6 protein-coding genes are annotated in these 14,132 nt (G+C 36.2%); all 6 read right to left on the bottom strand.

Annotated features, from left to right (window positions below; genetic code table 11):
* Window positions 1–37: 37 nt before the first annotated feature.
* The 6 genes from H6G18_RS13550 to H6G18_RS13525 all read right to left on the bottom strand — a co-directional run bounded on the left by H6G18_RS13550 (window position 38) and on the right by H6G18_RS13525 (window position 13,907).
* Window positions 38–1,348: a sensor histidine kinase gene (locus tag H6G18_RS13550; RefSeq protein WP_190407623.1), complete on the bottom strand. Its 1,311-nt coding sequence runs from the start codon at window positions 1,346–1,348 to the stop codon at window positions 38–40.
* Window positions 1,349–1,499: 151 nt separating this feature from the next.
* On the bottom strand, window positions 1,500–6,890 hold the full coding sequence (locus tag H6G18_RS13545) for a trifunctional serine/threonine-protein kinase/ATP-binding protein/sensor histidine kinase (RefSeq protein ID WP_190407622.1): 5,391 nt from the start codon (window positions 6,888–6,890) through the stop codon (window positions 1,500–1,502).
* Between the two features lie 119 nt (window positions 6,891–7,009).
* Window positions 7,010–8,230, bottom strand: coding sequence for a hybrid sensor histidine kinase/response regulator (locus tag H6G18_RS13540; RefSeq protein ID WP_190407621.1), 1,221 nt, complete (start codon window positions 8,228–8,230; stop codon window positions 7,010–7,012).
* 85 nt (window positions 8,231–8,315) lie between these two features.
* Window positions 8,316–11,084: a hybrid sensor histidine kinase/response regulator gene (locus tag H6G18_RS13535; protein WP_190407620.1), complete on the bottom strand. Its 2,769-nt coding sequence runs from the start codon at window positions 11,082–11,084 to the stop codon at window positions 8,316–8,318.
* A 260-nt stretch (window positions 11,085–11,344) separates the two neighbouring features.
* The gene (locus H6G18_RS13530; protein ID WP_190407619.1) at window positions 11,345–13,114 is read right to left on the bottom strand and encodes a WD40 repeat domain-containing protein; all 1,770 of its coding nucleotides are present in this window, start codon (window positions 13,112–13,114) and stop codon (window positions 11,345–11,347) included.
* A gap of 409 nt (window positions 13,115–13,523) precedes the next feature.
* Complete coding sequence (locus H6G18_RS13525; RefSeq protein WP_190407618.1) at window positions 13,524–13,907, bottom strand: hypothetical protein; 384 nt, start codon at window positions 13,905–13,907, stop codon at window positions 13,524–13,526.
* Between the last annotated feature and the right edge of the window lie 225 nt (window positions 13,908–14,132).

Raw genomic sequence — 14,132 nt, 5'->3', positions numbered from 1 at the left:
TTTACCAAGTTATTATATACAGTTTTATATCTTCATTTCAATCAATGGGAATAGTAATTATAAACTCAGAACCTTTTCCCATAGCTGAATTTACCTCTAGCTTTCCTTCATGTTTTTGGACAATGATTTGGCGGGCAATTGATAAGCCTAAACCAGTTCCTTTGCCTACAGGCTTAGTAGTAAATAAATTATCAAAAATCTTTTGCTGAACTTCATCTAACATTCCTATTCCATTATCTTTAATTTTAATTAAAACGTTATTTGTATCTTCACTCAGCATGGTTTGAATTAAAACTTGGGGAATACCAATTATTTCACTATTTATCACTGACGACTGATTACTAGTAAATGATTCATCTAAAGCATCAATAGCATTGGCTAAAATATTCATAAACACCTGATTTAATTGCCCAGGAAAGCAGTTAATCAGAGGTACTTCACCATAATGTTTTTTAATTTCGATATCAGCACGATTTTCAGATCCTTTCAATCGATGCTTCAGAATTAAAATAGTACTATCAATTCCTTCATGGATATCAAATTGAATTTTGTTTTCTGTATCTGACCTAGAAAAAATTCGCAGACTTCTGCTCATATCTCGGATGCGCTGAATACCTTCTTTCATTGAGAAAATTAAATTAGGTAGATCAGAACGCACATATTCTAAATCCATTTCGCTAATTTCATTTTGAATTTCTGTTACAGGATGGGGATAGTAATTTTGATAAAGGTCTATTAGATGGCTCATACTTTCAAAGTATGATAGAGCGTGACCTAAATTGCCGTAAATACAACTGACTGGGTTATTAATTTCATGAGCTAATCCTGCTACCAATTGTCCCAGAACAGACATTTTTTCTTGTTGTATAAGCTGGAGTTGATATTCTTGTAAGTCTTGTAATACTCTGTTAAGTTCAGAAGTCCGTTCCACTACACGGGTTTCTAAATTTTTAGTCAAGTTTCTGAGTTGCAGATGTGTGGAGATGCGAGCTAATACCTCTGCTTTATGGAAAGGTTTGGTGATGTAATCAACTGCGCCTAAACTTAAAGCTTCGACTTTACTATCTGTGTCAGTAATGGCTGTCATGAAAATCACGGGGATATCATGAGTTTCTGGATGAGTTTTTAAATGTTTACAGGTTTCAAAGCCATCCATTACTGGCATCATTACATCTAACAAAATTAAATCTGGTAATCTATGTTGTATTTTTTGGAGTGCTTTTTTTCCATCAATTGCTGTAGCTACTTCAAAACCTGCTTCAGTCAATGCTTCAGATATAATTTCCAGATTGGTGAGAGTATCATCTACAACTAAAATGAAGCTATTTTCGGTTGATGTATCAAGCATTTGATTTAAACTCGTTTATTTTATAGTTATTCACTGCTGATGCTATGAGAGTATGGTTCCCAGAAATTGTACTAGAGCAACAGACGTAGCTAGGAATTGTTGTAACATCAATATATTTTCAATGTGAAGAAGACGAAAAAAACGATTGTATTCAACCCACAAATTTAGCTTTGATTGGTAGAGAAATGATAAATTCTGAACCATCACCGAAAACTGAATTTACTTTTAAAGTTCCTTGATGCTTTTCGACAATAATTTGTCGGGCGATGGATAATCCCAAACCTGTACCTTGTCCTACAGGTTTTGTTGTGAATAAGTGATCAAATATTTTTTGCTGTATCGCCTCTGTCATTCCCATTCCATTATCTTTAATCCGAATTAAGACATAATTTTTATCTGTGCTGATTTGAGTTTGAATTGTTATTTTAGGAGCATTAGCTTTAATTTCATCTAAACTCCGGCTAGAATTTGCTTCTTCTAAAGCATCGATAGCATTAGCTAATAAATTCATAAAAACTTGGTTTAACTGTCCACTGAAGCATTCTATGGCGGGTAAATTACCATAATCTTTGATGATTTGAATATCAGGACGAGCATCACAAGCTTTGAGGCGATGTTTGAGAATCAAAAGGGTACTGTCAATGCCATCATGTAGATTGCAGGAAACTGGGCGATCGCTATCACTACGAGAAAAAGTCCGTAGGCTGGTACTAATGTTGCGAATACGCTGAACACCTTCTCTCATGGAAGAAATCAACTTCGGTAAGTCAGCACGGATATAATCTAAATCAACCGCTTCAATTTCTTGTACAACTTCTGCAATGGGATTGGGGTAATACTTTTGATAAACGTCAATGATATGCAGTAAATCTTTTACATAGTCCATTGCTGGTTGTAAATTCCCCCCAATAAACCCCACTGGATTATTTATTTCGTGTGCTACCCCAGCGACGAGATTACCTAACGCCGACATTTTTTCACTCTGGACTAATTGCAATTGCATTTGCTGGAGATTTTCCAGAGATTCTTGGGATTGTTGGTAAAGACGGGCATTTTCTAGACAAATAGCTGCTTGGGAGCAAAGTAAATTCAATAGTTCTAGGCGATCGCGTGTAAATGCTCCAGAGGTAAGCTGATTTTCTAGGTACACAATGCTGATCAGCTTACCTTGTTTGAGGATGGGAGTACACAAAACACTCTGGGGTTGGTAGTTAATAATATACGTATCGTGGGCAAATCTAGTGTCACTGGCGATATTGTGAATTACTAATGTCTGCTGAGTCCGTTGCACATAGTTGATCACAGCGTGGGGAATATCTGGAAAATTGGCTAGAGGTGTAGATTGCAAGACTTGAATTTTTTCGCTGGCGATGTCTCCGGTAGCTTCTACAACTAAATTTCCTTGATGTAACAGTAATAAAATACCTCTTTGCGCTCCAGAATTGGTAATGACTACCTGCATCAAGGTAGAAAGTAATTTGTCTAGCTCGATTTCGCTAGAAAGTGCTTGATAGGCTTGCATTACTGTTATCCCCTCCAGAAATGTTGAACCACTTGCTTTGGTAGCAACTACGGTTTTATTCGTCATTGTCAGGGAAGCTAGATTTTCTTCGATGGTTTCTTGGTAGAGGAGTTTTGATAATAGTTGGGGATAGCGTTGTTCTAAGTCGTGAATCTTGGCTGTTGCGCCCCAACGAGCATAGGCGTAGTAAGCATCAATTAAATATACTTGAGCAATTTTCTCTTTCCCCCACCCCAAATAGAATTTAGCAGCCAGTTCATTAGCGAGGGCTTCTTCTTGCAGATATTGGTTTTCTTGTGCTGCGGCGATCGCGCGATCGTAATATTCAATTGCTAAGGTGTGTTCACCCAAAACTCGATATTTTTCTGCTTCCACTAAAGCAAATTTATGTAGGTAGTTCATTGGTGCATTATCTGCCCAATTCTGCATTTTTTGCTGGTTAAGTTTTACTTTTAAGATGATTTCTGCTTGTTCATCTGGCGTAGCATCAATATATATAGCTAACTTGATTAAAGAATCATAAAAATGAAATACAGGTACAAAAAATAAAGCTGTCATCCCCTCTAAATACTTTTCTGCAAAAGCCGTACTGACTACTGCTTCGCAATTCCTATTAAACAGATAACAAATTATCATTTCGTGGCAATAAAAATAACCAGCATTAATATCTTTTATATCTTCAGGTAATTCTAATTTGACACTATCTTTTTTACTGGATTGCCTGAGATATTTAACTGCTTGATAGAGTGTTTGATAATAATTTATGGTATTGCTACGTTTAATTTTTCTAACGCCTTCCATAAATAAGTTTACATCTTGCTCTACAACTGATAAATCTTCACCAGCAAAATATAAATGTACAGATTTCTTAAAGGCTGAATATGAAGCGAATTCTAAATCTCCTGTTTCTATGCCACTAAAATAGGCATCTTTTAACGGCTCTATGGTTGTCCTTAAATGATCTTGCCAATGTTTGATAAAACAATTAACAAGGAAATAGACTTTTGCTTGCAGTGCTTTAGCATTTAACTTTTGTAATAAGTTTAAAGCTAATTGACCAAATTGATACCCTAAGCTAATATTTCCCACTATCCCACAAAGGATAAGACCATAAGCAGCATAGGCATAAGTTGAAGCAGCAGTATTACCATATTTTACTGATAAATTGATTTCTTGAAAGACGATCAAAATATATAATGATGGTGAAGTGACATAGCTGGCAGCAGATATATTGATTAAGATTTGCATAGCCACTAACTTATCAGAGTCAGTCATTACAGGCAAATCTAAAATATCGGTAATTTTTATTCCTTCCCATAGCTTTTGTGTTGTTTGTAAGCCACTGATAATATCTTCTTGGTTTGGTTGTAGAGGAAATTCTATTCCCAACAACTTCAGGACTTTTAGCCCTATTTCAACAGCTTCCGAAAGTTGATTTTTGGCTATACAAACTTGTATTTTTATTTCATAAATTTTGGCTTTATCTAAAAATTTATCGGTTTGTTGCAGCACAATTGCAGCTAATCTTTCGACTTCTGCAAACACAGTGCTGAGATACGCTGCTTCTGTAGCTGCATTATATAATTCTAGAGTCAATTGATACTGAGTTTGCCAAGTATCTGGGGCTAATAGCTCTATTCCTGTGGTGAAATATTGGCTAGCAGCAACATAAGCGGTTGCAGTTTGAGCTTTACGTCCTGCTATTAAATTTAACTTTGCTAGTTCATCTTTTTGACTTTGTTGGATGGTGAGTTCTAAGCCATAATTTAACTGATTAACAATTTCAAAAATATTTTCTTCTGTCGTTTCAAAGGGGCTATTTGCTAACAGTAAATTTCCTATTCTTAAGTGAGTTGCTTGTTTATCTCCTTCGGGAATTAATAAATAAGCGGCTTGTTGTACTCGGTCATGGAGAAATTTATAAGTTGGAAAATGGTAATATTGCTCATTTCCTAAATTCGAGTCTCCAGTTTCCGATGGTTCATCATTTTGATAAAATTTATAAATTTCATTTTGAGGTAAAATCAAACCATCTCGTAGTGCTTCCCATAAGTCACTTGCTGTTTCCAAGAGTGATTTTTCATATATAATTGCCAGAGTATTTAAATCAAATTGATTGCCAATACAAGCAGCCAGTTTTAAGATTTCTTGAGTTGCAGATGGCAATTTTTGTAATTGTTGTGCCATAAATTCAACGACATCATCGTTGAGTGTAAGCAACTTAACTTGAGCAATATCCGATTGCCAATAACCAATATCAAAATCAAACTTAATTATTCCATCTTTATATAAAGATTGGAGGAATTGATTTGTAAAAAAAGGATTACCTTGAGTTTTTTGATATATTAAATCGGTCAGTCTTTGAGCTAGTTCTAGAGAACAGGTAAGCGTATCAGCCACAAGATAATTTAAGTCTGTTAGTTGTAAGCTATTTAATGTAATGATGTTGATGGTATACCCAATTTTTTCGATCTCATTTAATGTCAATATTAAAGGATGTACCAGGGAAACTTCATTATCTCGATAAGCCCCAATTAGAAGTAAATAACCTTGATCTACTTCACTCATTAATAGTTGAATTAATGTCAAAGAAGCAGAATCAGCCCATTGCAAATCATCTAGGAAAACGACTAAGGGATGTTCAGGAGTTGTAAAGACTTGGATAAATTTTAAAAATAGAAAATTAAACCTAATTTGAGCAGAAATTCCCGATAACGCTGGGACTGGAGGTTGTTTACCAATGATATGCTCCAGTTCGGGGATGACATCGATAATTACTTGCCCATTGTCTCCTAATGCTTGCAGAAGTTGATCGTGCCAACGGGCGATTTGGATGTTATTTTCACTCAGTATTTGTCCCATGAAATTCCGCAGGGACTGGACAAATGCAGATAGAGGAATATTGCGCTGGAACTGGTCAAATTTTCCTTTGATAAAGTAACCGTGTTGGCGGACGATGGGTTTGTGGATTTCGTTAACTACGCAGGTTTTACCGATACCAGAAAAACCTGCTACGAGGATAATTTCCGTTTTACCTTGAGCTACACGTTCAAAAGCGGCTAAAAGAGTTTGGACTTCTACTTCTCTACCATAAAGTTTTTCGGGAATGATAAAGCGATCGCACACATCCCGCGTTCCCAATGAGAAATTACCTATAATGCTAGTTTCTCTTAATTGATTCCAGCATAAAAGTAAGTCATGTTTTAACCCCAAAGCACTCTGATAGCGGTCTTCGGCATTTTTTGCCATAAGTTTTATGACAATATCACCTAGCACCTGGGGAACTAGTTGTTCATTTTTAAATTGTGAATTGTGAATTTTAAATTGATCTGGTTGCTTGGCAATATGACAGTGAACCAACTCCATTGGGTCATTAGAAATAAATGGTAACTCTCCGGTAATTAGTTCAAAAAAGGTGACACCAAGGGAATAAAAGTCACTACGATAATCAATTCCTCTATTCATCCGTCCGGTTTGTTCCGGTGATAAATAAGATAAAGTTCCTTCTAAAACTTGAGGATTTTGGATTTCTTGATTTTCTCTTGGCAATAGAGACGCAATACTAAAATCAATCAGTCTAATTTCTTTAGTTTTGGGATGAATCAGAATATTAGCAGGTTTAATATCTTTGTGAATAATTCGTTGGTGATGTAGTCGGTCGAGAATAGAAACAATTTGTACAGCAATTGATAAAAACTCATACACATCTAAAACATTGTGCTGCAACCACTGTTGCAAAGAAATACCGCCAAAGTCTTCCATCACTAACGCATAACCATTACGATAGGTTTCTAAACTGTAGGGTTTGACGATACCAGGAAAATCAAGATTTTTGGCAATGGAATATTGGTTGCGAAATTGCACCATTTCGCTAAAAGTGGGATATTCACTTCTGAGAAATTTGATGACAACAGGTTCTTGGTCAATATCTCGTTGACCCCGATAAACAAAGGTGTGGCTGCTGGAATAAATAAATTCTAGGATGTGGTACCCAGGAAGAGTGATGGTGGGATTAATCATATTTATGGGATGAACAGGGAAGGGGAAAGATTGTACTAGCTTCTTTGCTACACCTTCATTAAGTTTTCCCCAGTGATGTCAATTACTAACGAATACTTCCCATTCCCTACTCCCCATTCTTAACCAATCACTTGCTGAATTGGAATGGTAATTAAAAATTGAGCGCCTTGTCCGGGGGTAGAGTTTACCTGTAGAGTACCCCCATGTTTTTCCACAATAATCTCATGAGCGATCGCCAATCCTAAACCCGTACCTTTACCTAAAGGCTTGGTAGTAAAAAATTGTTCAAATATATTCTGTTGTACTTCTGGAGAAATTCCGATACCATTATCGACAATTTCAATTAATATCGATTTTTGGTCATCTGTGACTGCTGTCCGAATCCAAATTGTCAGTGTGTCAGTTGTTTTTTGATTAACTACTGACTCTTCTAAGGCATCAATTGCATTAGCCAGCAGATTCATGAATACCTGGTTAAGTTTTCCGGCATAACACTCTACCAAAGGTATGTCACTATATTCCTTGATAATGTTAATTATTGGACGTGTCGGGGAAGCTTTGAGGCGGTGACTTAAGATAATGAGTGTGCTATCAATGCCTTCATGTAGGTTAAATGGTTGAAATTCTATATCTTCTAATCGAGAAAATAAACGGAGCGATCGCACAATTTGTTCAACCCGCTCAGTTCCCATTGCCATTGAAGATAATAGATGTGGTAAGTCTTTTTTAATAAACTCTAATTCAATATTTTCGGAAAATTCTTTAATTTCTGGGGATGGATCACTTGTGTGAGTTTCGTATAATTTTAATAAGTCTAATAAATCTGTAATATAATTTTGAGCATGAATTAAATTACCATAAATAAAGTTAACGGGATTATTTATTTCATGAGCAATTCCTGCTACTAATTGCCCCAAAGAAGACATTTTTTCCTCTTGCGCTAACTTTAGTTGAGTTCGCCTTAATTCTAGATGGACATTAATTCTCGCTAATATTTCCTCATATTCGATAGGTTTAGTAATATAGTCCACTGCCCCAAGTTTTAAACCTTTGACTTTATCAACAGTATCAGATAACGCTGTCATAAAGATTACGGGAATATCCTTGGTTTTTGGATCAGCTTTCAGGCGACGGCAAGTTTCAAACCCATCAATGCCAGGCATCATTACATCTAATAAAATTAAATTAGGTAATGCTTCTTTCGCTTTGGCTAAAGCACTTTGTCCATTTTTAGCTACAGAAACTCGAAAACCATTTTGATTAAGGATGTCAAATAAAACCTTGATGTTAGTTGGGATATCATCTACAATTAAGATTGAGTTATTTATGGGACTGCTCATCTAATAATCCTGTAAAACATCGTAGTTTCAGATCCACAATTTATGCAAAATTTTCCGGAAATTAACGTACTTATAAAAATTAAAATCAACAAGATATATAAGGTTGAATCATTGCCACAATAGCCTCATCTTCAAACTCGGCAATTAATTCTGAGACTTTATCAGTAAAAGATGTATATTTTTGATCTAATTGTTCAATTCTGGCTATTTCTTCTTGAATGCCTACAACATAACCGGCTTTAGCCGCTTGATATAAATTAACTAGTTCTGTACCAGGAGGAAATATGATTTCTTCTGTATAAGAATTAATTTTTACTGAAGAATTATGACTAGCTGAATAAATCCATTTTATAGATAAATAATTTTGTAATATATCAAATAATTCCTCAGCTTTTACAGGTTTTTGGAGAAAATCATCACAGCCTGCTTCTTGGCTTTGTTGGCGGGTAAAGTTAGATATGCTAGCAGACGAAGCTATGATCACTATTTTTGAAGATTCTTCTGGCGATCGCAGAATTTCCTTCATCTGAAAACCATCAATTATAGACATTGCTAAATCAGTAATAATTAAATTTGGTTGATTATATTTTGCCTTGTCTAAACCCTCTTGCAAATTAATAGCCTCAATCACCTTAAACCCTATGGATGACAATAAATCGACAATAAAAGAACGATTACTATCAATATCATCGATAACTAAGATAGTTTTTGGCTCACCTTCATAGCCAATAATAGTGTTTGTAATTTTAGATGAATTTGATGATTTCCAAGTATCAACTATAGGCAAATCCAAGTCAAACCAAAACTTAGTTCCTTGACCATAGATACTCTCAACTTTAATCTCACTACCGATCAACTCTACAATTTGGCTACTAATTGCCAGTCCTAAGCCAGTACCTTCTGATTTATGTAGATTATCTCCTACTTGCTCAAAAGGCAAAAATATTTCTTTCAATTGTGCGGTTGTCATCCCGATACCTGTATCTTCAATATTAAATCTAACTTTCGCAACTGGTAAATCCTGATTTCTATCATTAATAAATATTTTTTTATTGCTACTAATAACTTCTACAGTAAAAGTGACTATACCATTGTCTGTAAACTTAATGGCATTACCTAAAATATTAATTAAAACTTGGCGTAGCCGTTTTTCGTCAGCAGAAATAGTGCTTGGTATTTGATTTTTTAGTTTATATATAAAACAAATTTCTTTTAGTTCTGCTTTAATACGGCAAATATCACAAACGCCTAATAATAATTTTTCTAAATCAAAATCCGTAGGATAAAGTTCTAATTTTTTAGCTTCAATCTTGGCAATATCTAAAATATCATTAATTAAAGTCAGTAAATGAGAGCCGCATTCGTAAATAATATTAAAACCTTGCATTTGCTCTTCGCTGGCAGTTGGATCAAGTTGTAGAATTTGAGCATAGCCAAGAATCCCATTTAGAGGAGTACGTAATTCATGACTCATATTAGCCAAGAATTCGCTTTTGGCGCGGTTAGCAGCATCAGCAACTTCTTTGGCGGTTGTAATTTCTGCTGTTCGTTCTGCAACTCGTTCTTCTAATTCTTGATTATTTTGTTCTAATGCTGCGAAAGTATCCCGTAGCTGTCCCGCCATTTTATTAAAAGATGTGGCAAGAATACTCAGTTCTTTTAAGCCATAAATTGTAACTTCTTGGTCGAGATTGCCGGAGGCGATCGCACTACTAGCTTGGGTTAACTGTAAAATAGGACGTATAATCCAACGGGAAGTATATACTCCGATTATTGTCGCTATCATCAGCGCCCCTAAGCAAAGTAAAATAGTTGTGCGATTATTGGTGTTAACTTCCGCCATAAAGTCCCTTTCAGGAACTACAATAATTACTAACCAATCCAAACCTACTTGATCATTCCAAGGTTTTATTTGTACAAAATGTCTTTCACCTTCCAGTTCTAATACAGCCTCTTGGTTATTTTTAATATTTTGAAGTTGACCAAAATTTTGCTGGAGATAATTGGTTGTTCCTTGAATTAAATAATTGTTACTCTGGAGTGCTGATAGCCTTTGTGCTTTTCCATTCATCAAGTTGTATGGTGGTTCACTAGTTGAAGAAGCTACCAGTAGTCCAGAACGTTCTAAAATAAATATTTCTCCTGTTTTACCTACCTCCAAATTAGCTAAAAAGCTGCTAACTTGTGATAATATTAAATCAACACTAATCACACCTACAAATTTATTAGCACCATCATTGATAGGATAACTTGCAGAAATAGATAAAACTTCTGGTTTATCCTCCCATGAATAAATTTGACTCCAAACAGGTTTACCTACCTTAACTGCATCTGTATACCACGCTTCTACACGAGGATCGTAATCTTTAATTGCTTTTAGTTGATGGCGATCGCCTTGATCATTAGTATTGTAAACATAAAGTCTGCCAATACCATTTTTTTGAGAAACTTCGTTAATTAATAGGCTACCGTTATCTAATCTTTCAACTCCAATAAATTCTCCTGGGGGATTAGCAAAACTAATATAACCAATATTAAATACTCGCATTTGCTGCCAGAAATAACGTCCTGTAAGCTGAAAATTTTCTAAATTCAGCATTCCTAGCTGTGTAGCATCTATATTAATTTGATTAATCTGATGAGGGGTTGCTAAGTAAGTATCAAGATGTTGATCAACTAGATCATTCACTTTCATCATCAGCTGATCAGCAAGTTCATTCACCGCCCTCTGCCCATTTTTAAAGGAGAGATATCCTACAAGACTGACTGCGGTAAAAATTTGCAATACAAAAGGAATAATTAAAACTAGGCGTAATGGCAACTTTTTAGTAGTTTGGACACTAAAATGAATCATAGTTTTTTGGTGCTGCGAAGAAGGCTGAGTGTGAATATTTAGCATTATTTTGCCCATTCTTGCAGCATCAATATCACAAGGTTATTGACCCTTAGCTGTAGGGTGATACTAATTCAAAATGGTATCAGGTACTGTATCACTATGTTTTTTAAGTAATATAGTAACAACTTGATATTAACAGCTTTTTGTCACCTAAAATATGTACCAAAAAACAACGCTAATTTAACTAGCGCTGTTGACTATGGACTATTGACTATGGACTAACTCCTCTGCCAAAGTTTAATCGTTTTATCCAAACTGCCACTGACTAACATCTCACCAGAAGTTGTAAAAGTTAGTGCTGTAACAATATCAGTGTGACCTGTAAACGTAGCTAATAACTCCCCTGTTTCCAGGTGCCACAATTTGATAGTTTGGTCGGCGCTACCACTGGCAATAATTTGTTCATCGGGACTGAAGGCGATCGCATAAACTTTATCTGTATGACCTTTGAGAGTGCGAATTAATCTCCCAGTCGCCAAGTGCCAAATTTTAATCGTTTGATCCCAACTACCACTAATTAGCAGTTGACCATCTTTACTCATCACTAAAGAACGCACAATATGACCATGACCCATGAGAGTGTGTAATGGTTGTGCATCCTTGAGATTTTTTCCCAGCCAGGAACCAGAAGTCTGCCAAACTTTGATTTTGCGATAGCTACCTGTGACTAAAGTTTGTCCATCCCGGCTCAAAACCAGAGAATGAGCCGCCGTATCATCTAAAGACAAGATAGCTTTGACCTGACGGTGCATCAAATCCCAAAATAAAATTCTTCTGTCATCGCCACCAGTCGCCAGCATCCTTCCATCCGGTGTGAAAGCCACACACCGCACAACCCCATTATGCTTATGCAGGATATCAATTAAATCTAGTGCGCCTGTATGCCAAATTTTAATAGTGGAATCTGCACCGCCACTAACTAACAATTGTCCATCGGTACCAAAAGCCAGAGAATTTACTTCGTCTACTATCCCAGATACAGTCCAAGGATATTCTGACAAGGTATCAATTAATTCACCTTGACTTAAATCCCATAACTTTGTCTCTCCCCGACTTCCACTAGCCAATATCGGCAAACCATTGTCACACCCAGAACTAAAAGAAAAACAATTAATTCCTCTAGTGTGTCCTCTCAATGTCTGCCAGCATTCCCAATCACCAATAATTTCTTTACGGGGATGCTCCGAGGGTACGGTTTGAATAGTTTCTGGTATTGTCCTCTCAATCACTACTGGTAGGAAATCCAGTCTCGCCTCTTTTTTCACAGTCAGCGATTCTAAATACCAACTTAATCCGCCTGCATATAACAAATGGCTAGGAGTGAAATATAGTTTTGGTTCAGTTAAGGCAATTTGACTAGTGGGTAAAAATCCAGCAATTACAGCTTGTTTTTCATAACCAAGTTTACCTGTGGATGGATAAAATAAACACAGAAAAATTAATACTTGGTGATTTCTCAAATCTTCTTGAGTAACTGACCACTTAATTTTATCTTTCTTAATACCGTTAAAACTTTCTCCATCCGCTACATAAACTTGCACACTTAACTTGGGATTATCCGCTAGTAAATAAGTAAATTTACTTTCACCGCGCAAATTACCCTCATCATCTAGTACCATGTTTTTCACTGTATCCTGAGGTAACTTTTTCAGTAACTTACCCAGACGTTCAGTGATGATGCGATCGACAATTTGCTCTCGCAAGAAATAATCTTCTGCTTGCTGCTGGAAATAGATAGGGAAAGGTATCGTCCAGTCAGGGGGTTCAGGATATTCAGGCGGGATGGGAGGTGGGTTTTTAGCGAGAATTTCTGCTTGTCGGCGAGAAACTTCCAGAATTTTGGCAAATGGCTCTCCCCAGAATGCCATAATTTCGCTGTGGCAACCTTTAACTTGACTTTCCAACAACGATAGATCGTAAGTTTTTGGTTTTTTCACACGAAGAAGGAAATCAGCTTGTTGAGCTTTGAGTAAGCTAATCCAATCCATCTGCATTTCTGTGGCACAATTTTGCATACTTAAGGTAAGTTATACCAATGCAATTAATCAAGTTTATAACTTCTAGTTAATTAAAAATTCCGTAATCCTCGCAGTCTCATAGAACACAATCATAGGCAAAAGTTTGCAGAGAGTATCCATATAAACAGGATTTGTAGCCTTGATTGCTTGATGTGACTCAGATAGGGAGAATTTCCATGAAGTCCATCAATTCTAACTAACCTTAACCAAGAGATACTGTTGCCCTAGAACAGTTATATTTCCAAAGAAGAGTATGATTTAATTGGGTTTTGAGACACAGACAACTCAGCAAAAATTGTTTAAGGTTAATCGAGTTTCACAGCAAATCAAGACCATAGTTGCAATTTGTGATTAATGATATGTGTTGTTAAGGTTAAGGTTAAGCTTTGTTGTTTGGCGTAGTAGCTTGAGTAGTGATACCAGAGGTATCCCCAGATTCTAAACCTTGAATTTTTTGGTGTAAATAAGAGTCGTCACTGCTAACTATAGTTTCTAAATTGGCAATTCTCTGTTCTAGTAATTCCACTTGTTGCCCTGGTAAGTAGTGAGCTTTCAATTTTTTCTCATCAGAGCGCCATATTGCAAGAGTGCCTGCTGTTGCTCCTCCAAGAGCCGCTAGGGGGATAATAGGGCCACTGCGAGTTATGGCCGAAAGGGGTATACAAAGAGCGAGCATACCGACCGTAAACCCCCAAATTTTTGTAGTAGCTGCCACTCTAATATCTTGAGATGCGTCTATATATTCTGGCGATCGCTTAACCATAGCTCACCTACAATGAATTACTTATTAGAGTGGCATATTTACTTAAAAAAATCCCTCCTACATTTGGGTTAAGTATAATTACTCTAGGGATGAAAGGCTACACCGGGGACAGGGCAATAGTGCGATTCGTTGACCTGAAATCAACCAAAATCCTTTATGGATAAAGGTTTGAGGGATAGGTCGCAGGGTTTTTATAAAACCTTGACAACTTAATCTTCGTGGAGG

Origin of the sequence: Anabaena subtropica FACHB-260 (assembly GCF_014697105.1) — a bacterium.
Lineage (GTDB): Bacteria > Cyanobacteriota > Cyanobacteriia > Cyanobacteriales > Nostocaceae > Trichormus > Trichormus subtropicus.
This window is presented reverse-complemented; position numbering and strand designations above follow the sequence as displayed.

Coding starts and splice junctions, on each gene's coding strand:
- H6G18_RS13550 (WP_190407623.1), bottom strand. CDS start 1,348: ATGCTTGATACATCAACCGAAAATAGCTTCATTTTAGTTGTAGATGAT.
- H6G18_RS13545 (WP_190407622.1), bottom strand. CDS start 6,890: ATGATTAATCCCACCATCACTCTTCCTGGGTACCACATCCTAGAATTT.
- H6G18_RS13540 (WP_190407621.1), bottom strand. CDS start 8,230: ATGAGCAGTCCCATAAATAACTCAATCTTAATTGTAGATGATATCCCA.
- H6G18_RS13535 (WP_190407620.1), bottom strand. CDS start 11,084: ATGATTCATTTTAGTGTCCAAACTACTAAAAAGTTGCCATTACGCCTA.
- H6G18_RS13530 (WP_190407619.1), bottom strand. CDS start 13,114: ATGGATTGGATTAGCTTACTCAAAGCTCAACAAGCTGATTTCCTTCTT.
- H6G18_RS13525 (WP_190407618.1), bottom strand. CDS start 13,907: ATGGTTAAGCGATCGCCAGAATATATAGACGCATCTCAAGATATTAGA.